The 19,347-nt window shown below is 63.6% G+C and carries 20 protein-coding genes, 1 tRNA gene and 1 pseudogene; 10 read left to right on the forward strand and 12 right to left on the reverse strand.

Annotated elements, in window-relative coordinates:
- Positions 1-20 precede the first annotated feature (20 nt).
- Positions 21-371 carry a DUF3768 domain-containing protein gene (locus QZV93_RS05710; protein ID WP_295556715.1) on the reverse strand — a complete coding sequence of 117 codons (351 nt, stop codon included), beginning with the start codon at positions 369-371 and terminating at the stop codon, positions 21-23.
- A 296-nt stretch (positions 372-667) separates the two neighbouring features.
- On the opposite strand from QZV93_RS05710, the gene QZV93_RS05715 reads away from it, so the two are divergent.
- Entirely contained in the window at positions 668-1,267 is a 600-nt protein-coding gene (locus QZV93_RS05715; protein ID WP_295556717.1) for a hypothetical protein, read from the forward strand.
- A 208-nt stretch (positions 1,268-1,475) separates the two neighbouring features.
- On the opposite strand, the gene QZV93_RS05720 is transcribed toward QZV93_RS05715, so the two are convergent.
- Complete coding sequence (locus QZV93_RS05720) at positions 1,476-2,639, reverse strand: hypothetical protein (protein ID WP_295556718.1); 1,164 nt, start codon at positions 2,637-2,639, stop codon at positions 1,476-1,478.
- Complete coding sequence (locus QZV93_RS05725) at positions 2,636-2,899, reverse strand: hypothetical protein (protein WP_295556720.1); 264 nt, start codon at positions 2,897-2,899, stop codon at positions 2,636-2,638. Before QZV93_RS05725 ends, QZV93_RS05720 begins: the two co-directional genes overlap by 4 nt.
- A 262-nt stretch (positions 2,900-3,161) precedes the next feature.
- Here QZV93_RS05725 and QZV93_RS05730 point away from each other — a divergent pair, with 262 nt between their 5' ends.
- Positions 3,162-3,374: an AlpA family phage regulatory protein gene (locus QZV93_RS05730; RefSeq protein WP_295556721.1), complete on the forward strand. Its 213-nt coding sequence runs from the start codon at positions 3,162-3,164 to the stop codon at positions 3,372-3,374.
- 102 nt (positions 3,375-3,476) lie between these two features.
- Here the strand turns inward: QZV93_RS05730 and QZV93_RS05735 are convergent.
- The 3 genes and pseudogenes from QZV93_RS05735 to QZV93_RS05745 form a co-directional block, all read right to left on the reverse strand.
- Positions 3,477-4,577, reverse strand: a pseudogene (locus QZV93_RS05735) (tyrosine-type recombinase/integrase); the annotation flags it as partial.
- Between the two features lie 60 nt (positions 4,578-4,637).
- Positions 4,638-4,714: transfer RNA gene (locus tag QZV93_RS05740), tRNA-Arg, on the reverse strand.
- A 74-nt stretch (positions 4,715-4,788) separates the two neighbouring features.
- Complete coding sequence (locus QZV93_RS05745; RefSeq protein ID WP_295556723.1) at positions 4,789-5,715, reverse strand: LysR family transcriptional regulator; 927 nt, start codon at positions 5,713-5,715, stop codon at positions 4,789-4,791.
- Between the two features lie 89 nt (positions 5,716-5,804).
- Here QZV93_RS05745 and QZV93_RS05750 point away from each other — a divergent pair, with 89 nt between their 5' ends.
- Genes QZV93_RS05750 through fae form a run of 5 tightly spaced genes read left to right on the forward strand, consistent with a single transcriptional unit; the run spans position 5,805 to position 11,526 of the window.
- Positions 5,805-7,064 carry a sarcosine oxidase subunit beta family protein gene (locus QZV93_RS05750; protein WP_295556725.1) on the forward strand — a complete coding sequence of 420 codons (1,260 nt, stop codon included), beginning with the start codon at positions 5,805-5,807 and terminating at the stop codon, positions 7,062-7,064.
- A gap of 19 nt (positions 7,065-7,083) precedes the next feature.
- Positions 7,084-7,383, forward strand: coding sequence for a sarcosine oxidase subunit delta (locus QZV93_RS05755; protein ID WP_295556726.1), 300 nt, complete (start codon positions 7,084-7,086; stop codon positions 7,381-7,383).
- Positions 7,380-10,382 (forward strand): sarcosine oxidase subunit alpha family protein, encoded by a 3,003-nt coding sequence (locus QZV93_RS05760; RefSeq protein ID WP_295556728.1) that lies wholly within the window; start codon positions 7,380-7,382, stop codon positions 10,380-10,382. Before QZV93_RS05755 ends, QZV93_RS05760 begins: the two co-directional genes overlap by 4 nt.
- Positions 10,375-10,959: a sarcosine oxidase subunit gamma family protein gene (locus tag QZV93_RS05765; protein WP_295556730.1), complete on the forward strand. Its 585-nt coding sequence runs from the start codon at positions 10,375-10,377 to the stop codon at positions 10,957-10,959. Before QZV93_RS05760 ends, QZV93_RS05765 begins: the two co-directional genes overlap by 8 nt.
- An 18-nt stretch (positions 10,960-10,977) precedes the next feature.
- Positions 10,978-11,526: a formaldehyde-activating enzyme gene (gene fae / locus QZV93_RS05770; RefSeq protein ID WP_295556731.1), complete on the forward strand. Its 549-nt coding sequence runs from the start codon at positions 10,978-10,980 to the stop codon at positions 11,524-11,526.
- Positions 11,527-11,546: 20 nt separating this feature from the next.
- Here the strand turns inward: fae and QZV93_RS05775 are convergent, their stop codons facing one another.
- Positions 11,547-12,206, reverse strand: a complete 660-nt coding sequence (locus QZV93_RS05775; RefSeq protein WP_295556733.1) for a helix-turn-helix domain-containing protein — start codon at positions 12,204-12,206, stop codon at positions 11,547-11,549.
- 231 nt (positions 12,207-12,437) lie between these two features.
- Here QZV93_RS05775 and QZV93_RS05780 point away from each other — a divergent pair, with 231 nt between their 5' ends.
- Positions 12,438-12,959: a histidine phosphatase family protein gene (locus QZV93_RS05780; protein ID WP_295556735.1), complete on the forward strand. Its 522-nt coding sequence runs from the start codon at positions 12,438-12,440 to the stop codon at positions 12,957-12,959.
- A 5-nt stretch (positions 12,960-12,964) separates the two neighbouring features.
- Here QZV93_RS05780 and QZV93_RS05785 read toward each other — a convergent pair whose 3' ends face one another.
- The 5 genes from QZV93_RS05785 to QZV93_RS05805 all read right to left on the reverse strand — a co-directional run bounded on the left by QZV93_RS05785 (position 12,965) and on the right by QZV93_RS05805 (position 16,425).
- Positions 12,965-13,966: a sensor histidine kinase gene (locus QZV93_RS05785; protein WP_295556737.1), complete on the reverse strand. Its 1,002-nt coding sequence runs from the start codon at positions 13,964-13,966 to the stop codon at positions 12,965-12,967.
- Positions 13,967-14,102: 136 nt separating this feature from the next.
- A complete protein-coding gene (locus QZV93_RS05790) occupies positions 14,103-14,456 on the reverse strand; it encodes a response regulator (RefSeq protein ID WP_295556738.1) in 354 nt (117 codons plus the stop codon).
- 157 nt (positions 14,457-14,613) lie between these two features.
- Positions 14,614-15,474, reverse strand: a complete 861-nt coding sequence (locus QZV93_RS05795; RefSeq protein ID WP_295556740.1) for a response regulator — start codon at positions 15,472-15,474, stop codon at positions 14,614-14,616.
- A gap of 130 nt (positions 15,475-15,604) precedes the next feature.
- A complete protein-coding gene (locus tag QZV93_RS05800) occupies positions 15,605-16,168 on the reverse strand; it encodes a sigma-70 family RNA polymerase sigma factor (protein WP_295556742.1) in 564 nt (187 codons plus the stop codon).
- Between the two features lie 2 nt (positions 16,169-16,170).
- On the reverse strand, positions 16,171-16,425 hold the full coding sequence (locus QZV93_RS05805) for a NepR family anti-sigma factor (protein WP_295556744.1): 255 nt from the start codon (positions 16,423-16,425) through the stop codon (positions 16,171-16,173).
- Between the two features lie 668 nt (positions 16,426-17,093).
- Between QZV93_RS05805 and QZV93_RS05810 the strand changes: the two genes are divergently transcribed.
- Both QZV93_RS05810 and eutC read left to right on the forward strand, forming a co-directional pair.
- A complete protein-coding gene (locus QZV93_RS05810; RefSeq protein ID WP_295556746.1) occupies positions 17,094-18,479 on the forward strand; it encodes an ethanolamine ammonia-lyase subunit EutB in 1,386 nt (461 codons plus the stop codon).
- Positions 18,476-19,255 carry an ethanolamine ammonia-lyase subunit EutC gene (eutC, locus tag QZV93_RS05815; RefSeq protein ID WP_295556748.1) on the forward strand — a complete coding sequence of 260 codons (780 nt, stop codon included), beginning with the start codon at positions 18,476-18,478 and terminating at the stop codon, positions 19,253-19,255. Before QZV93_RS05810 ends, eutC begins: the two co-directional genes overlap by 4 nt.
- Positions 19,256-19,347 lie beyond the last annotated feature (92 nt).

A 19,347-nucleotide genomic window follows, 5' to 3' on the forward strand; every position in this document is an offset into this window, starting at 1 on the left:
CGTCGGAGGGGCTGTGATTGTCAGTACTCGTCCGCCAACATGATCGTCAGCACTCGCGTCGTGACATCTGGATTGCTCGGGTCCTCCGACCCGCACTCCATCTCGCGATCGAAGTAGTCGATCTTTCCAAATATCAGCTGTCCATCAACTTCGACGCTCACGAAGTCATGCTCTCCGTGCGGATCGTTATCACGGTCGAAGCGATCGAAAGCCTGTACAGCGGCGAGCGCTTTGTATGCGAAGCCGCCCGATATCATGTTGACACCCTGCGTCATCACCACTTTGCCTAAACCCGCGTACGGGTGCTTGCGGAAGGCATCATTTAAAGCGCGTATCTTCTCGACCTGCGCCGCTTCAAATGCACGCGACATTCTTTCCTCCTTCGTTCAGCGGGTCCCGACACCATCGTCAGGATCCGCTTTGCGCGGAGGACTGCCAGTATGCTACCGCCGACGGCGCTTTTCGGCTATCAGGCGCTGCTGCTCATCACGAAGCTCTTGGGTTCGCCTTGACAAAATAGTATGTATACTGTATATTGTTGATGGAGTCTCCAATCCTCTTTCGTCCGCCCGGTTTGAACTATCGAGCCAGGCTACGGAAGAGGAGAGAGACAGTGATAACGATCGACACAGACCGATCCAAAAGTATCGAACTAGCCCGATCTATCTTGGGACAGGACTTCATCTCGGCCGACGAGATCGCCGCTTTCCGCGGCCTCTCCTACACCGAGGACCAGTTCATCGAACTGGGAAAGAAGCTCCCCGACCAGGCGATCATCGAGCAACTCCGCGACAGCGGCATGATGCTCGTAGCCGGTCCGCCGACCACGATGTCGCTCGTCGACGTCCGCGACGTCCGCGCAGACTTCCTTTACTCGAAGGGGCCGGATCGCGACGACGAGGGCTGGTACGACGATGCCAGCGAGAAGTTCGCCGAGACCGACAAGGTCGAGGCCCTGGCCTGGATCGCCGTCCGCAAGGAGGCGGTCGAGGACTCGTTCTCGAAGAACTGGCAGGAGCAGCAGGCGCTGATCCAGGAGCCGATGGTCATCCCGAACGCCGCCGAGGCGGTCTGGGCGCTGACGACATACAAGGCCGTCCGCGACGTCTATCTGCTCGAGAACCTTTACGTCCGCACCAACTCCGTCGACTCGGATGGCGACCGCGTGTACGTCGGCGGTTTCGGTACCGCTGGCCTCGGCGTCTACGGCAGCTGGGGTGACCGCCGGCTCTCCGGCCTGGGCGTCTCGGCTGCTCGGAAGTTCTGAGCCTCGAAGCCTTGAGGGCTTGACCCTCTTGAATCCTTGAGCCCTCGCGCGTCAGCGGAGGGCTCTTTTCTTAGTGACTGTAGGTGTGAGTGCGCGATTTTACTATCACCGCAGTGCAATCCCGTGAACCTACCCGTTGAGTGCAACAGCAAGGTACTCATAGACTTCTTGGAATGTCTTTCAACCATCAGAGCCACTTTTCAGGTAATCAAACAGAGGGCACCGTGAACTGAATACCGTAATAGCGATTATCTGCCTTGCGTATCGATCCACGAATCTCGAGCGCATCGCGTACCAGGTCAAATGCAAGCTGAAAGTCGTTCAAGTCGATAGCGGTGCCGCCGATGGTTGCGCACCAGGCCGCGTAGTCCGCGTGCAGATGGTCGATCAGGACCGCAGCACTACCGAGAGCTGGCTCGGTTCGCTCCGCCATCCATTGCGCGACATGCCGTGGCTCGCCGAAGCTCGCCATGGCCGGACGTAGCCCGCCACGGCTGGCAACGGCGCGCTCTGTCGCACTGCGACTTCCCTTCCCGGTGTCGCGCGTCCCGTCCGCGAATGCGACGATCGCCGCCGGGCCGAGTGCGGAGATGATTTCGATGAGAAGCGCGAAGACGAGTGGAAACCCCAAGCTGATATCGCGCACGCGCATCTGACCGCCGGAGATCCACGCCAGCAGTTCGGCCGTTGGATCAACGGGTAAGGTAGCACCGCGATCGCGCAGTGAAGCAATGCCATCGTGAAGCTCGGCTGCCCGAGATTGCAAACGCCCAGCCTCTTCCGCAGCGATCCGCTCTTCCCTCAAACGCGCGACAGCGAGACATGCATCCACTGTCGCCCGCTCATGCCGCGTGCAGTTTTTTGAAACCGTGCCAACCGTGCCGCGGACTCGATCGCCAACCCGCACCGGACGCGCGAGCGTCGCCGCGATCGATGCATCGATCTGAGCGACCGTCCGCGAGGTGAGGCTCGCGAGCCTATGTTCGATGTCCAGGATTTCTAGACGAGCATCGGCGTACGCCTCGGCGCTGATCTCCCGACTGCCGATGAGCGTGGTGCGATCCTGCGCGTAGACGCCGATGGCGCCCACCATCCCCCACACAAGGCAGAGAAGCCACACTGGGAACAGGAGTGCGGCCAGGCGCTTGCGCCGCGCACGCCATAGCCCGCCGATGAGGATGAGTCCGAACACCTTCCACACGTCGGCCGAGACGTTCGCCCAGCCAAAGATCTGCGCCTTCTCAGGGCTCTGGCCGAAGCCGTAGCCGAAGAGATAGTTGGCCCGGATCGAGACGGCGACCATTCCCGCACTGGCGGCGCTCAGAACGATGATGACGGCCCACCGCAGAATGGGGCTGCGGTTCATCATCATTTCGATGCTAACGGACCGTGCTTGCTCTCATAGAGATCCACCATGTGGTAGAGCATGGCGAGGAGGGTGATGCGGTCGCGCGCCGCGAGTTGCTTGATGCGGCTCTTCATGCTCGGCGAGACTTTGAAGTTTAGTTGCGCCAAGCCGTCGTCGGTTGGAGTCGCGCGACTATTCAGGCGCTGGTGTTCCTTGGCTCGCGGGCCGAACTCAGCTTTGCCGGCCCAGGCATCGAGTGCCTTGCCAAGTGCATCATCGTTCATAATCTCCTTCTCCTAGCGTGCCGGCGGTCGGCAACGCTTCTTCCGACAGCTCATCGCCGATCCGGCGTCCGCCTGAGCGCATGAAGAACATGACGAATTTTCGAGAGAGTGAAGGCGGCGATCGTCGCTACGTTCATATTTTGTTTCTACCGCACGCAACGAGCGCCGTGAATACCCAGAAAGCTAGGAAGGTACCTCTCAGAGGCTAGGTCCCTAGCCTCTGAGGTTTGACGGTAATGGGCCATGCCCATATGCGTCGCGCATGCGCATCCTTTCTAAGAAAGAGCTACGCGCGCTGGTACTCTACTCTCCCGGTCACATCGATCGGCTGGAGAAAGCCGGCCGGTTCCCCAAGCGGATCGTCCTCGGGCCGTGTCGCGTCGGGTGGATCGAGAGCGAGGTCCTTGCGTGGTTGGACGCCCGCATCAAGGAGCGCGACGGGATTTGCGCCTCTGCTTTGCCGGAGCAGGCCTGACACTTCGTCTTCCAGTAGCAGTAAGGCCGATCGCATCTCGTCGAGATACCGATGCCGGTTATAGATCCGTGCGAGTGGCGTGAGGCTTTCAGCTGTGCTGCCCGTGATGTGGTTGAGCACTCGCTCGACGACATACGGTGCGACGCCCCTCCCAGCCATCATGGTGGCACCAGTCCGTCGCAGGTCGTGCAAGCGGAAATCGACGCTGCAGTCTCGGTGTAGGCTCGCCATGCACTTCGACCAGCCGCTGAACACGCGATCCGGCTTGCCCCGCGCGGGGAACAACAGACCGTCACGCTCCGGCAGCAGCGACATAACATACGGCGTCAGCGGGACGGCATGCTCCTGGCGGTTCTTCGTGATCTCCTTCGGCAGTACCATCAGGCAGTTGTCGCGATCGATCCACTCAGACCGAAGACCCGCGATTTCCCCGCGGCGCTGACTGGTAAGAAGCAGCAGCAGTGCCATGGTTCCGAAGCTGCTCGAGAGGTCTAAGGCACGCAAAACTGCAAGGAGTTCACCACGCGACAACACGCGGTCCCGAGCTATGCGCCGGATAGGGAGGGCGAGGGATTGCATAGGGTTGGTCGCAAGGTAGCCGCGTCGGATCGACCATCGGAGGAAGACACGAACGACTGCAAAGGCGTTGTTGGCTTCTCCCGATGTCCGCACGAGCCCGTCGATAACCCCGGCCACATGGCTTCGGGTGATCTCGTGCATCAGCAAGTTCTTCCATGCCGGAGCAAAGTGCTTCCGGAGTACCCGCTCCCAGTCATGGGACGTCGAGTTCTTCTTTTCGGAAAGATGGACGTCGATAAATTGCTCGAGAGCGTTGGAAAACGGGACGACGGTCACGTCGGAGTCCAGCCGTGCGACGGTCGCCGCGAGAATCAGCCGGCGCGCCTCGGTGCGCGCGTCGTGGAGGTTCATCGTCGGGTAGCGCCCGATCGTCAAGCGCCGCCGCTCCTCGCCGAGCATCACGGTCCAGGCTTTGACCTGTTCGCCGACGCGCAGCCCGAAGCCCGGCAGCGTGCGGTCCCAATATGTGACCTGCTTTCCGGGATGAGCCTTGGCCGTGCGCGCAACGATGTCGGTCAGTGGAACGATAGGCATAGCTAGTCTCTCCATAGTCTCTGAAACCCATCGCGTAGGGGTGCAGAGCCATGCGAAGCCATGTGCGAGGCCAACTAAGCTTGGCGACATAATTGTTCAATGATCGGATGAGGTTGGGAGGATCTATGCTCATCTATGATGAGGGTAGATTGGCGATCCCGGCAGGATTTGAACCTGCGACCCCCAGATTAGGAATCTGGTGCTCTATCCAGCTGAGCTACGGGACCGGCCGCGCCCATCCATACATGACCCGCACGACAATTTCACAGGATTTCGTGCCGCGCCGCGAAAGGATACCGACCTATTGTGATGCACCCGCATTGACCAGCACGCCCCGCGCCATCTCGCCCAGCTCGCGCGGCAGACGCCCAAGCTCCCGGTGACGGGCAACGAGCGTCAGTTTGCGCGAGATCTGCGGCCCCGGAAGCGCAGCGGTGACGAGACCCTGCGCCGCGAGCGCGGCCTCACCGATACAAAGCGGCGTCGTGATCGCAAATCCGCTTCCGGCGGCAACCATGGAGCTCACGCCATAAGGCGTGTCGAACTCGAAACTGCGCGGCAATTCCAGACCCAGACGCCGAAGATGGGCCTCGATCTCCACTCCGGTCTGCGAGCGCGAGCTGAACCGGATCAGTGGCAGCGACTGCGAAAGCTTGCGCAACGCCGCGACCGTGCGCGGGGCCTCCGTTCCGGCCGGCAACAGGAGAATGTAGGGCTCCTTCGCCAACTGCCAGCGCTCGAGCCCGGCCCAATCCTCGAGATCGTCGACCCCAAGAAAGAGATCCAGGCGCCGCGTCAGGAGATCGCTCGCGTGCGAGGCCGTGAGCCCGAGCAGGATCGACACCTCGTCGGCCTTTGACGCGAGATAGGTTGCAAGCGGCGCCGTCAGAAGGCGCGACAGCGAGTCGACGAGGCCCACGCGGATGAGCGGCACCTTGCCGTGCTCCGTTTCGCGCAGGAGCGGGCCGATCTGTCGCGCCTCGGCGATCAGCGCTCCTGCCCGCTGCCGCAGCAACCCGCCCGCAACCGTGACGGCAAGCGGCCTCACCGAGCGGTCGAAGAGGTCGAAGCCGAGCTTTTTCTCGAGATCGCCGATGGCAAGCGACACCGCGGGCTGCGTCAGCCCCAGCGCCCGCGCCGCCGAGGACATGGCGCCGCTTTCGCAGACGGCAAGGAAAATTTCGAGCGACCTGAGGTCGAAAGGCAGGGTGGGAGAAGGCTCACGCATGTCCACAGTATAAAAAATACTTATATCGCCCACAACGTCATTCCCTTCTAATGATGAAGGGGCAAACCGGAGCGACGGGGCGACCCCATATGACGAGCACCCATTATTCGATCTTCTCTGTCCTGAGGGAAGCGCTGCGCGGCCACACGGGCTGGGGCCCGGCCTGGCGCAACGCCGAGCCGAAACCCGACTACGACGTCGTCATCATCGGCGGCGGCGGCCATGGGCTTTCGACCGCCTACTACCTTGCCAAGAACTACGGCCCCCTTCGCATAGCCGTGCTTGAAAAAGGCTGGATTGGCGGTGGCAACGTCGGCCGCAACACCACCATCGTCCGCTCGAACTACCTGCTCCCCGGCAACATCCCCTTCTACGAATTGTCGATGAAGCTCTGGGAAGGGCTGGAGCAGGACCTGAACTACAACGCCATGGTGAGCCAGCGCGGCGTCCTGAACCTCTATCATTCCGACGCCCAGCGCGATGCCTTCGCGCGCCGCGGCAATGCCATGCGGCTCCACGGCGTCGACGCGGTCCTGCTCGATCAGGCTGCGGTCCGCAAGATGGTGCCGTTCCTCGACTTCGACAACGGACGCTTCCCCATCCACGGCGGCCTCCTGCAACCGCGCGGCGGCACCGTACGCCACGACGCCGTGGCCTGGGGCTACGCGCGCGGCGCCGACCGCCTCGGCGTCGACATCATCCAGAACTGCGAGGTCAAAGGCTTCATCCGCGACGGCGGCCGCGTGACCGGCGTCGAGACATCGCGCGGCCTGATCGGCGCCAAGAAAATCGCCATGGCGGTCGCGGGCTCCTCCTCCCGCGTCGCCGCCATGGCAGGTTTGAGGCTCCCCATCGAAAGCCACGTCTTGCAGGCCTTCGTGACCGAGGGCCTCAAACCCTTCATCGATGGCGTCGTCACCTTCGGCGCCGGGCACTTCTACATCAGCCAGTCCGACAAGGGCGGGCTCGTTTTCGGCGGAGATCTTGACGGTTACAACAGCTACGCCCAGCGCGGAAACATGCCCGTGGTCGAGGACGTCTGCGAAGGCGGCATGGCGCTGATGCCGCGCATCGGCCGCGTGCGCCTCCTGCGCCACTGGGGCGGCATCATGGACATGTCCATGGACGGCAGCCCGATCATCGACAAAACACCGGTCGACGGTCTCTACCTGAACTCCGGCTGGTGCTACGGCGGCTTCAAGGCGACGCCGGCCTCCGGCTACTGCTTCGCGCATCTGATCGCGCGCGACGCCCCCCACCCTGTGGCCGCGGCCTACCGCCTCGACCGCTTCGCGACCGGCCATGCCATCGATGAGAAGGGCATGGGACCGCAACCCAACCTGCACTGACCGGAGAGGAAAACCCGCGATGAGAATCGCATGCCCCCACTGCGGCGAGCGCAGCCTCGATGAGTTCCTCTACTCGGGCGACGCCACCGTGAAACGTCCCGACTTTGCCGGCACAACCGCCATGGACGACTTCGTCACCTATACCTTCGAGCGCACCAATCCGCCGGGCCCGCATCGCGAGCTCTGGTACCATGCCGCCGGCTGTCACGCCTGGTTGGTCGTGACACGCAACGTCAGCACCCATGCCGTCGCCTCCGTGGAGCTTGCTCGCGACGTGGCACTCGCTGCCAAATCCGCAACCAAGGACAGCGCATCATGACCGCAGCGCCCATCGGCTATGGCCGGCAGAGCAACCGCCTTGCATCCGGCGGCCTGATCGACCGCAGCAAAACGCTGCATTTCACCTTTGACGGCAAGACCTACGCCGGCCATCCCGGCGACACGCTGGCATCCGCCCTGCTCGCCAATGGCGTCGTGCTGACCGCCCGGTCGTTCAAATACCACCGCCCGCGTGGCATTCTCGCCGCCGGTTCCGAGGAGCCGAACGCCCTCGTCGAACTGCGCGACGGTGCGCGCCGTGAGCCGAACACCAAGGCCACCGTGGCCGAGCTCTTCGACGGCCTCACAGCCACGAGCCAGAACCGCTGGCCGTCGCTCGCTTTCGACCTCCTGTCGATCAACTCGCTGTTCTCGCCCGTGTTCGTTGCCGGCTTCTACTACAAGACATTCATGTGGCCGGCCGCCCTGTGGGAGAAGTTGTACGAGCCGTTGATCCGCCGCGCCGCGGGTCTCGGGCGCGCCTCCGACGACGCCGACCCCGACACCTATGAGAAGGCGACCGCCTTCGCCGACGTGCTTGTCATCGGTGGCGGTCCCGCGGGTCTCGCCGCAGCCCAAGCGGCGGCGCGCACCAGCGCTCGCGTGATCCTAGTCGACGAGAACGCCGCGCTTGGCGGCCGCGCCGTCGACGACGCCTCCGAGATCGCCGGCAATCCCGCCCACGAATGGGTGAAGATGTTGGAGGGCGAGCTCTCGCGCAATCCTGAGGTCCGCATTCTCCGCCGCACCACCGTATTCGGCAGCTACGACGGCGGCACCTACGGCGCGCTCGAGCGCGTCAGCGATCACCTGCCGCATCCCGCGCCCGGAGCGCCCCGTCAACGGCTGTGGCGCCTTGTCGCCAAGAAGGTCGTGCTCGCAACCGGCGCCACGGAGCGCCCCATCGTCTTCGGCGGCAACGATCGCCCGGGCGTTATGCTGGCAGGCGCCGTGCGCACCTACGTCAACCGCTATGGCGTCGTGCCCGGTCAGCGCGTCGTCGTCTTCACCAACAACGACTACGGCGCCACGACGGCCAGCGATCTCGTACGCGCCGGCGCCGATGTGGTGGCCCTCGTCGACAGCCGCCCCGAGATCTCCGACCACGTCTATCGCATCACCAACGAAACCGGCGTGCGGCTGATCTCGAACGCGGCCGTGACCGACGCGCTCGGCAAGAGGCATGTGACGGGTGCCGACATCCGCCTAGGTGACGGGGAGCGCATCGAGCTCGCGTGCGACCTCATCGCCGTGTCCGGCGGTTGGAACCCCAACATCCAGCTCACGACGCATCTCGGCGGTAAGCCCGTCTGGAACGATCGCCTACATGCCTTCCTTCCCGGCGCTGTGCCTGCCGGGATGTCGCTTGCGGGAGCCGTCGCGGGCGACCTCACTCTGGCCAAGTCCCTCGCCGGCGGCAACGCCGCAGGATCCGCGGCTGCGGACGAAAGCGGACACAAGGCCATCGCCGTTCCCGTGCCCACAGCCATCGCCGAGAGCGATGCCGTCACGCCGCTCTGGCGCGTGATCGGCTACAAGGGCAAGGCCTTCGTCGATCAGCAGAACGACGTCACCGAGAAGGACATCGCCCTTGCCGAGCGCGAAGGATTCCGCGCCGTCGAGCATCTGAAACGCTACACGACACTCGGAATGGCCACCGACCAGGGCCGCACCGCGAACGTCAACGCGCTCGCCATCATGGCCGAGCTCACGGGCCGCACCATCCCCGAGACCGGCATCACCGTGGCACGTCCGCCCTATTCGCCTGTCGCACTCGGTGCATTGGCAGGTCATCACCGCGGCAAGAGTTTCAAGCCGACCCGCCTGCCGCCCTCCTATCGTTGGGCCAAGGAGCAGGGATGCGTCTTCGTCGAGACCGGACTTTGGCTGCGGCCGAGTTATTTCCCGCGGCCGGGTGAGCGCGACTGGCTGGAGACCGTGACGCGCGAAGTGAACACGGTGCGCAATGCGGTAGGCATCTGCGACGTGTCCACCCTCGGCAAGGTCGATGTACAGGGCGCAGGGGCCGCGGCTTTCCTCGACAACATCTACATGAACGGCCTGAAGACGCTCACCGTCGGCAAATGCCGCTACGGCGGCATGCTGCGCGAGGACGGCATCCTGATGGACGACGGCACCGTCGCCCGTCTCGGCGAGAACCATTTCTTCATCACCACCACGACGGCCAACGCGGTCAAGGTCGTGCAGCACATGGAATACTGTGCGCAGTGGCTGTGGCCCGAGCTTGACGTGCAGATCGTCTCGGCCACCGAGCAGTGGGCGCAATATGCCGTTGCCGGACCGAAGTCGCGCGCACTGCTGCAAAAGATCGTCGATCCTGCATTCGACATCTCGGACTCGGGCTTCCCCTATCTCGGCGTCGGCGAAATCACCGTCTGCGGCGGCATCAAGGCGCGCCTCTTCCGCCTGTCGTTCTCCGGCGAGCGCGCCTACGAGATCGGCGTACCGGCCCGCTACGGCGATGCCCTTATCCGCCGCCTGATGGAGGCGGGCGAGGAGTTCGGCGCCTGCTCCTACGGCACGGAAGCCCTCGGCGTCATGCGCATCGAAAAGGGCCACATCAGCGGCCCCGAGCTCAACGGCACCACGACACCGCAGGATGTCGGCCTTGGCGGCATGGTCGCCAAGAAAAAGGACTTTATCGGCAGCGTGCTCGGCAAGCGCCCCGGCCTTGTCGATCCGGATCGCCCGTCCCTCGTCGGCTTCCGGCCCGTGGACCGTTCCGCGCGCCTGCGCTCGGGCGCTCACTTCCTCGCCCGCGACGCCAGGCCCGAGGCCGCCAACGACGAGGGTTACATGACATCCGTCGCCTACTCACCGTCGAGCGGCCACTGGGTCGGCCTCGGTCTATTAAGACGGGGACCGGAGCGCTTGGGCGAAATCGTACGCGCCTACGATCCGGTACGCGGCGCCGACACGCTGGTCGAGGTCGTCTCACCGGTCTTCGTGGATCCCGAAGGAGGGCGCGTCCGTGGCTGATCACATCCTCACACCGAGCTCCGCATTCATGGACTGGCATCCGCCGGCCACGCCGAAGCTTGCCGCTTCCGCTCGCGAGACGCTGACCATGGCGAGCTTCGCCGCGGCGCGCGGCAAGGAGCAGGCGCTGCGCGAAGCCATCAGCGCCGCCTATGGAGCGGTGTTGCCCAAGAGCGCGGGCCGCGTCGAAGCGGGCGGCATCGCCTTCGTCTGGGCAGGCCCGGACCAGTGGCTCGCCATCACCGAGCACGAGGGAGCCCGTGACCTCGAGGCCGAGCTGAAAGAGAAGCTCACCGGCATCGCTTCTGTCGTCGACCAGTCGGACAGCCGCGTCGTCGTGCGAATTTCCGGCTCCCGCGCACGCAGCGTGCTGGCGAAAGGCGTGCCCATCGACCTGCATCCCCGCGCCTTCGCCCCGGGCAGCGTCGCCATCACGCATGCGAGCCACGTCGGCATCATCCTCTGGCAGGTCGACGACGCGCCGACTTACGAAGCTGCAATGTTTCGCAGCTACGCGGACAGCTTCGCCCACTGGCTTTTCGAAGCCGCGGCCGAATACGTCTCAGCACAACCTTGAGCACCGGGAGTTGACGATATGAGCGGACGCATCGGCATTCGCGTCGGCGAAGCACTGGTCGCGGGTGGCCCGCCCGGCACAGCCGCTGAGCCCGAGGTCGCCATTGGCGAGATGGACGGTCCCTTCGGAACCGCCTTCGCCAATCTGCTTGGCAACCAGGTTGCCGGACACAGCCGCGTGCTGGCGCTCCTCAATACGGACGTCATGGTGCGCCCGGCGACCATCTGCGTGAGCAAAGTGACCGTCACCAGCGAACGCTACACCAACATCCTGATGGGCACAGTTCAGTACGCGACCGCCATGGGCGTGCTCGATGCCGTGCGTTCTGGCGACATCCCGAAAGACAAGGCCAACGACCTCGGCATCATCGTCTCCGTCTGGCTCAATCCGTCCGTCGCCACCATCGACAATCTCGACCACAAGATCCTGTTCGACATCCATCGTGAGGCGACCGCGCGCGCCATCCACAAGGCGATGTCGAACGAGCCCTCGATCGACTGGCTGCTCGCCAACCAGGACAGGATCATTCACAAGTACTTCGAGCGCGGTCTCAAAGGTGAGATCTGAGAACCTCTCGCCAGCAACGGCTAGCGGCGCTCATAGATGATGATCGAGAGGTAGATCGCGGGCAGCTCGTGCAGCTTGTCCGGCCCGTGCAGCTCCGAGGAATCGAACATCATCGAATCGCCTGCCTCGAGGAGATACGAACGTTCTCCATGCGCGTACGAGACCTTGCCGCTCAGCATGTAGAGAAACTCGATGCCGGCATGACGAAACTCGGTGTAGGTGTCGGCGTCTTTGTTGAGCGTGATCAGATACGGCTCCACCGCCACGTCGCCGCCGAGCGACTGCCCGAGAAGCTGGTAGTTGTGCCCAACCTTCGTTCCGCGTCTGCGGATCGCCACGCCCTCCCCCTTCTTGACATAGGAGCAGCCGCGCCCGCGATCGTAGCTCGCAAGCAGCATCGTCAACGGCAGGTTGAGCGCTGACGCAAGGAGCTGCAGCGTCGAGAGCGACGGCGAGATCTGGCCGTTCTCGATTTTGGACAGCATGCCCGTCGATATGTCGGCGACCGACGCCAGCTCCGAAACGGTCAGCCCCGCGTGCTTGCGATACTCCCTCACCTGCGCGCCGATGGCGTTCTCGAGTGTGCGCACGACGATATCCGGCGCGCCGGAGCCTGTCGTAAGATGAGCCGCGACCTTCGCACGCGTACCGGTCTTCTTGCTCACCTTGGGCTTGGTCATGGGTCGGGCCATCCGTTGCGGGTTGAAGGGCCACACATGTGCCGTCCGCCGGAGCTTTCAGCACGCCCGATGCGGTTGCTTGGTTAAGCGAGTTTTACCGGCAGGATGCACCAACCACGGACAATGTCCATCCAATCGGAGCCGACACCGACGCTCTACGCACCGCTGCTTTTTCATCGACCAGGAAACCGCGACCCTTGACGTGCGGGCTCATATCGTCATCTTCGATCCATGCTGACTCTCTCCCTCCTCCGCCACGCCAAATCGAGCTGGGCCAATCCGGAGCTTGACGACCACGAGCGCCCTCTCGCCAAGAGAGGCGCCAAGGCCATTCCGGCGCTCGCGAAGTTCATCCGTCAGGAAAAGCTGCGGCCAAGCCTTGTGCTCTGCTCGGACGCCATGCGCACGCGCGCCACGCTGGCGCTGCTGTTGGCCGAGATTGGGCCGCCGACACCGCGCGTCCTCTACGACGATGCGTTGTATCTCGCCTCACCCGACGCCATCCGCACCGAGATCGGGCGCATCGATAGCAGCGACGCGCATGTGCTTGTCGTCGGTCACAATCCCGGCCTCCACGCTCTGGCGCTGGAACTGGTCGGCGAGGGCGATCGCAAGACGCTCGCCCTTCTTGCGCAAGAGTTCCCGACCGGTGCTCTCGTGGTCTTCTCGTTCGACATCGCGAGCTGGAAGGACCTGAAGCGCGCAAGTGGCCACCTCGAGCATTTCACGACCCCACGCCGCCTAACCGGCTGAGAGCGCTAGCCCGGAACGAGCACATCCTGCGAAAGCCGCATCCGGCACGCAAACCCTTCGCCCTCGAAGAGAAGGTTTGGCGTTTGCGCGTGCGCTCCGGCGAACGATGAAACCAGCGTCAGCCCGAACCCGAACTCGACCGGCGCCTTGGGCGTCGTGCCTCCACGCTCGCTCCAGGCCACCTCGAGATACCGATCGGTTCCGTATTCGAAAAAGGTCCAGCCGACGGCGACGGCCCCCTTCGGCGACAGAAGCGCCCCGTGCTTGCTCGCGTTGGCCGCTAGCTCGTGGATGGCAAGTGCAAAAGTCTGCACCACCGAGCCTGAAAGCCGCACCGGCGGGCCGCTGACCGTGACACGATCCATCACGTGCGCCAGCTCCGCCTCCACGACGTCGGCGATATCCGTCCCTGCCCCATTCGAAGCCGTCACAAGCTGGTAAGCCCGGGCGAGCGTCCCGAGACGGCCCATCAGCGCCTCCCGCGCATCGGACATCGCACGTCCCTCGTGCATCGTCCGTCGCGCGACGGACTGCAGGATCGCCAACAGGTTCTTGCCGCGATGGATCTGCTCGCCCATGCGCCGCCTGAGCGCGTCCGAAGTGCGCCGCTCCTCGTCGAGCTCGCCTTTCACCTTTGCAAGCTCGACGAGGCAGGAAACCTTCGGCGGAAGCAGCTCGGTTGCATGAGCGGATGGCACAAACTCGGTAACGCGACCATGCGCACCAAACGCGCGAAGATCTGGCATCTGTGCCGACACCACGACCACGGGCGGGCCGGACGCCTCATCAACATCTGCAATATCTGCGAGCACGTCGGCCGCATCGTCATCCAGATGTACGATCACGGCCGCGAAAGCGCCCGACAGAAGCTGCTGGCGTGCCGCATCCCCGGGCGCGACCGTCACAACCTTGCGGACAAAGCTGCCCAGCAAGCCGCGATAGCCGTCATGCCGGTCCGCGGTGGCATCGATGACAAGGAGATCAACCGGTGCGCGAGACCCGGTCATGGAGTGGTCCTGCTATCGAACTTGGCACATACGCCCAACCAGGTAAGCCCGTCCCGAGACGTAGAGTTCCCCGCGCCATCCTCGATCTCACCGGAAGAAAACAGGAAAGGCTCGAACACGGGATGTCAGCCGACACTCAGGCCGCAGGGGAAACCAGATCGTCGATGAGGCGCCGCACGACCTCAAAGTCGAAGGGCTTGGACACCGTCACGCGCGCCCGGAAGGCGTCAGGCATCGCCTGGGCACCATGTCCGGTTGCGAAGGCGAAGGGAATGCCGCGTTGACCGAGCGCTTCGGCGACCGCGAAACAATCGTGATCGCCGAGCGTCACATCGAGGATCGCCGCATCGATGGGGGTGGAGGCGACGAGTTCGAGCGCCTGCCCTTCGGAATGGGCGGGGCCAACGGTTTCATGGCCGTATTCCGCGAGCAAGTCGCTCAACATCATCGCGATGAGCGCCTCGTCGTCGACCACCAGCACACGCGCCATCCAGATCCACCCTTGAGGCTCGCAGCCCCGGATTTGCCGGACCAGCCGGCTCGGCGTTCAACCAACGCGCCTGAACGTGGATCAGGATGAGCCGCGATTCAAGACACGATCGGTTTTTTGCTTGTCACGAAAAGGCGATGACTCGTTCCCGAATGCCTCAGGTGCGCAAGGCGCGCGCTCCCGATGAGGCCGATGTTGCGAGCTTCGGACCGCGTGCACCGCCTAAGCCTGCCGAAGCATCGGGAACGCGCGCGTTCGTCCCGAAGAACAGCGCCTGGCTGACGAGCGCACGCACGGTATTCGGCTCGAACGGCTTCGTGATGAGGAACGTCGGCTCGGGCCGTTCGCCCGTCAACAACCGCTCCGGAAACGCCGTGATAAAAATGACAGGAAGATTGAAGCCGAGCAGGATCTCGTTGACGGCGTCGAGCCCCGAGCTGCCGTCGGCAAGATGGATATCGGCAAGCACGAGCCCCGGCTGCTTTTTCTTCACTTCGATGATGGCTTCGCGATGCGTACGGGCAATGCCGGAGACCCGATGGCCCAGTCCCTTGACCAACGCTTCGAGGTCCATCGAGATGAGCGGCTCGTCCTCGATAATCAGCACATCGGTGGCCGTTTGCTCGGCGATCTGCTCGCCCGCTTCCTCGATGAGCGCGCTGACCTCACGCGTCGAGCAGTCGAGGATCTCGGCGATCTGCTGCGTCGTGAAGCCTTCCACGGACGCCAGCAGGAAAGCCTGTCTCGGACGCGGCGTGATCGCCTCCAGGCTGAGGTCGACCCGGGTTTTCGGAGCGACGTCGTCCCGGTTGAGGCTGATGGAGTTCCAGACCTTGAGGAAGCACTTGTAGAGCCCCACACGCTTCATGTTGCTTTCGGGAAAGCTCTGCGGATCCGCGACCAGAGTTTCGAGCACCGCCACCACGTAAGCGTCGCCGCTCTCCTGGCTTCCGGTGAGCGCACGCGCAAACCGCCTCAGATATGGCAGCTGGGGCGCGATCGTTTCGGCAAGCGACATGATGTTCTCCCTACTGAGCAGACCTGCGATGAAAATCGCCAAGGGCCACAACCCTCGGGTGCTAACGCACAACCCTATCGAAAGGTTCCTTCAGGCGATACCTCGCAACAAATCAATATCTTAGAATAAACTAACCACGTGCAGCGTCTTTCACCAATCGCCCGCGTTGTCCAGCCTCCGCGGCGCTCTCAGAGGCGCCGCCCTTGAGGTCCGGATCATCGAGCAGCTCCACGAGCCGGTTGCGCGCCCTGTTGACGCGGCTTTTGATCGTGCCGACAGCACACCCGCAAATTTCGGCTGCTTCTTCATAGGAAAAGCCCTCGGCACCAACCAGCACCAACGCCTCACGCTGATCCGGCGGCAGTTTGGCGAGCGCAGTGCGGAAGTCGGCAAGATCGAGATAGCCATACTGCTCCGGCTGCACGGCGAGCGAGTTCTGGTACTGCTCGTCCGGATCGTCCACCTCGCGTTTGAGCTTGCGGTGCTGTGAAAAATAGACGTTGCGCAGGATCGTGAACAGCCACGCGCGAAAATTGGTGCCGGGTGTGAAGGAATCCCGGCTGTTCCACGCTTTCACCAGCGTTTCCTGCACCAGATCGTCGGCACGTGCGGGATCGTTGGCAAAACTGCGCGCAAACGCGCGCAGATGCGGGATCGCCGCGACAAGGGATTGCTCGAAGTCAGGCGCTGCCATCTTCAGTCTTGACGCTCCCCGCCATCGTTATCCGACCGGGCGAAACCCGAGCTACTCGTCTCAGCTTGCTTGAGTTGCTCGAGAAGAACCGTGAATTTCTTCGGCACTTCCTCCTTCACGACCTCTTCCCAGCTCTCGCGCAACTTGCGACCGAGCGCACCTTGGATTGCCGCGTCGACGCTGCCAGTTGGCTCGATGTTCATACTGCTCTCCGGCGCGGTGCTCTGAGCCGGCTGAACGGATTTTTGAGTGGTCATCTCTTGTAGATCCCTCGGAACCTTCCCGCACAATCGACCCGATTGGATGAAACGGCGGCCTATAACGGCCTGACCGCGGCCTCCACGGCCTTTCAGGCCCCGTCTGTTAGTGCACAGGAGCGGCTACGCTTTTGCAGCCCTCGCGCGGCTTTCCCATTATTGCTGAGCCGAGCGCCCCTGTATTGCCCTCTCTTTCGGGTTTAGCTCTGCACGATAGCCGAGCAATTATAAAGACATAACTGGAATTTGGCGTTTCGTGCACAACGGATAACGCATGGCATCGAGCTTGGGTTCCAACATCGATCGATTGGTCCGCTGGAGCGCGGAACTCCCCCGCCGACACCGGCGTTAACGGCGGACGCTGGAAGCTTGGCCAAGATTTGAACGCGCAGCCGAGCGTCACGCACAGAGAAAGCTGGCGCCACCCGCACCCCTCCCCGACCCTAGAGCACGGGTGACGTCATGCTCGTGGTGCCGGCGGGCAGCTCCCTCCCGATCATGCCGCCGGCACCACACCTTTCTTAGACTTTTGTCCAGTACCGTGGAAAACCGTGGAGGTCGCAGGCGTTGCGTGCCGCTTCGGTCGGCATGCCGCCCAACAACCGAGCTTTGATTGCCGCAAAACCTTTCCTATGATGAAAGGCATGTCCGTGAGACGGGAGCGGCCCATGTATCAAGCGACGTGGCAGAAAACGACTTACCGGTTCGCCGACTTGAAGACGCTCATGGCCAAGGCCACGCCGTTGCGATCCGGTGACGTTCTGGCCGGTGTCGCAGCGACAAGTGCCGAGGAGAACGTCGCCGCCAAGATGGCCCTTGCCGAGGTCCCCCTGAAGCGGTTCCTCAACGAGGCGCTGATCCCCTACGAAAGCGATGACGTCACGCGCCTGATCATGGATCGGCATGACGCCAACGCGTTCGCACTCGTCGCGCACATGACGGTGGGTGAATTTCGCGACTGGCTGCTCTCCGACAAGGCCGACACCAAAGCGCTCGGCAAGCTCGCACCCGGCCTCACGCCGGAAATGGTGGCGGCCGTCTCCAAGCTCATGCGCAACCAGGACTTGGTGCTCGCAGCGCGCAAGGTTTCCGTCATCACGCGCTTCCGCGACACCATCGGCCTCAAAGGGCACCTGTCCGTGCGCCTTCAGCCCAACCATCCGACCGACGATCCCAAGGGCATCGCCGCCTCCGTCATCGACGGCCTGATGTTCGGCTGTGGCGACGCCGTGATCGGTATCAATCCCGCGACGGACAACGTCGGCGCCATCATCGACATGCTGTCGATGCTGGATCGCATGATCGAGCGCCTCGAGATCCCGACACAGAGTTGCGTCCTGACCCACGTCACGACCTCCATCGAAGCCATCTCGCGCGGCGCGCCCGTCGACCTTGTTTTCCAGTCCATCGGCGGCACGGAGGCACTCAACTCGTCATTCGGCGTCACTCTTCCCATCCTCAAGGAAGGCCGCGAGGCCGCGCTCTCTCTCAAACGAGGGACGGTCGGCGACAACGTCATGTACTTCGAGACCGGCCAGGGTGCGGCCCTCTCCGCCGACGCCCACCACGGCGTCGACCAGCAGACCTGCGAGGCTCGCGCTTACGCCGTGGCCCGCGAGTTCCACCCGCTGCTCGTCAACACCGTCGTCGGCTTTATCGGCCCCGAGTATCTCTACAGCGGCAAGGAGATCATCCGCGCCGGCCTCGAGGATCATTTCTGCGGCAAGATGCTCGGCGTGCCGATGGGCTGCGACGTTTGCTACACCAACCACGCAGAGGCCGATCAGGACGACATGGACACGCTGCTCACGCTGCTCGGCGCGGCGGGCGTGACGTTCGTCATGGGGATCCCCGGCGCCGATGACATCATGCTCAACTACCAGTCGACCTCCTTTCACGACTCCCTTTACGTGCGCGAGGTGCTGGGCCTGAAGCGCGCCCCCGAGTTCGAGGAATGGCTCGAACGCATGGGCCTCGCCGACAAAAGCGGCAAGGTCATCAGCGAAAAGCCGACCAAAGCCCTGCTCGAGCACGCTGCGGGAGGTGTGGCATGACGCCGGACGATCCCTGGATCGCGCTCAAGCGCTTTACCGACGCCCGCATCGGGCTCGGCCGTTCCGGCTCCGGGATGCCGACCCGCGAGGTTCTCAATTTTTCCATGGCGCACGCCCAGGCCCGCGACGCGGTCAAGACCCCGATCGAATGGCCGTCGATCGAAAAGGAAATCGCCGCCTTGGGGCTCGAGACGCAGCGCATCGCCAGCGCCGCGCCCGACCGCGATACCTATCTGCGTCGCCCGGACCTGGGACGCCGTCTCGGCCCTGAATCGCGCCAGGTGCTGTCGCAGCGCTCGCCGTCCGAAACCGACCTCCTAATCATCGTCGGCGATGGCCTGTCCTCGACCGCGGTGGCAGCCAATGCCATCCCAACCATCAAGGCGCTGCTGCCGCATGTTCGCAAGAATGAATGGCGTCTCGGCCCCGTTCTGCTCGCCACCCAGGCTCGCGTCGCGCTCTCGGACGATGCCGGGGAGTTTCTGAAGGCCCGCGCAGCTGTCATGCTGATCGGAGAGCGCCCGGGGCTTTCATCCCCCGACAGCCTCGGCGCCTACCTGACGTGGGAGCCGCGCGTCGGCCGCAAGGACGGCGAGCGCAACTGCATTTCCAACATCCGCATCGGCGGGCTATCCGCGGATGAGGCCGCCTTCAAGATCGCCTGGCTCCTGCGCGAGGCGTTTCGCAGGCAGCTGACCGGCGTCAACCTCAAGGACGAGAGCAACTACCAGCTCGGGGCCGGCAAGCGCCCCGACGCCCTCGCCCGCCCCTCCTAAAACGCCTGAAGACATTCCGAATACCCAGTGCTCCTGGTCGGTAAGGCCCTGTTCACCAACACGGCGTAAGTTGTCCGTGGTCTGTAAGCAGA

The organism is uncultured Hyphomicrobium sp. (assembly GCF_902826555.1).
Classification (GTDB): domain Bacteria; phylum Pseudomonadota; class Alphaproteobacteria; order Rhizobiales; family Hyphomicrobiaceae; genus Hyphomicrobium_C.

What these genes read in the sequence shown, in the direction of transcription:
- QZV93_RS05710 (WP_295556715.1), bottom strand. Translation starts at nt 371, where the DNA reads ATGTCGCGTGCATTTGAAGCGGCGCAGGTCGAGAAGATACGCGCTTTA.
- QZV93_RS05720 (WP_295556718.1), bottom strand. Translation starts at nt 2,639, where the DNA reads ATGATGATGAACCGCAGCCCCATTCTGCGGTGGGCCGTCATCATCGTT.
- QZV93_RS05725 (WP_295556720.1), bottom strand. Translation starts at nt 2,899, where the DNA reads ATGAACGATGATGCACTTGGCAAGGCACTCGATGCCTGGGCCGGCAAA.
- QZV93_RS05730 (WP_295556721.1), top strand. Translation starts at nt 3,162, where the DNA reads ATGCGCATCCTTTCTAAGAAAGAGCTACGCGCGCTGGTACTCTACTCT.
- QZV93_RS05745 (WP_295556723.1), bottom strand. Translation starts at nt 5,715, where the DNA reads ATGCGTGAGCCTTCTCCCACCCTGCCTTTCGACCTCAGGTCGCTCGAA.
- QZV93_RS05750 (WP_295556725.1), top strand. Translation starts at nt 5,805, where the DNA reads ATGACGAGCACCCATTATTCGATCTTCTCTGTCCTGAGGGAAGCGCTG.
- QZV93_RS05755 (WP_295556726.1), top strand. Translation starts at nt 7,084, where the DNA reads ATGAGAATCGCATGCCCCCACTGCGGCGAGCGCAGCCTCGATGAGTTC.
- QZV93_RS05760 (WP_295556728.1), top strand. Translation starts at nt 7,380, where the DNA reads ATGACCGCAGCGCCCATCGGCTATGGCCGGCAGAGCAACCGCCTTGCA.
- fae (WP_295556731.1), top strand. Translation starts at nt 10,978, where the DNA reads ATGAGCGGACGCATCGGCATTCGCGTCGGCGAAGCACTGGTCGCGGGT.
- QZV93_RS05775 (WP_295556733.1), bottom strand. Translation starts at nt 12,206, where the DNA reads ATGACCAAGCCCAAGGTGAGCAAGAAGACCGGTACGCGTGCGAAGGTC.
- QZV93_RS05780 (WP_295556735.1), top strand. Translation starts at nt 12,438, where the DNA reads ATGCTGACTCTCTCCCTCCTCCGCCACGCCAAATCGAGCTGGGCCAAT.
- QZV93_RS05785 (WP_295556737.1), bottom strand. Translation starts at nt 13,966, where the DNA reads ATGACCGGGTCTCGCGCACCGGTTGATCTCCTTGTCATCGATGCCACC.
- QZV93_RS05790 (WP_295556738.1), bottom strand. Translation starts at nt 14,456, where the DNA reads ATGGCGCGTGTGCTGGTGGTCGACGACGAGGCGCTCATCGCGATGATG.
- QZV93_RS05795 (WP_295556740.1), bottom strand. Translation starts at nt 15,474, where the DNA reads ATGTCGCTTGCCGAAACGATCGCGCCCCAGCTGCCATATCTGAGGCGG.
- QZV93_RS05800 (WP_295556742.1), bottom strand. Translation starts at nt 16,168, where the DNA reads ATGGCAGCGCCTGACTTCGAGCAATCCCTTGTCGCGGCGATCCCGCAT.
- QZV93_RS05805 (WP_295556744.1), bottom strand. Translation starts at nt 16,425, where the DNA reads ATGACCACTCAAAAATCCGTTCAGCCGGCTCAGAGCACCGCGCCGGAG.
- QZV93_RS05810 (WP_295556746.1), top strand. Translation starts at nt 17,094, where the DNA reads ATGTATCAAGCGACGTGGCAGAAAACGACTTACCGGTTCGCCGACTTG.
- eutC (WP_295556748.1), top strand. Translation starts at nt 18,476, where the DNA reads ATGACGCCGGACGATCCCTGGATCGCGCTCAAGCGCTTTACCGACGCC.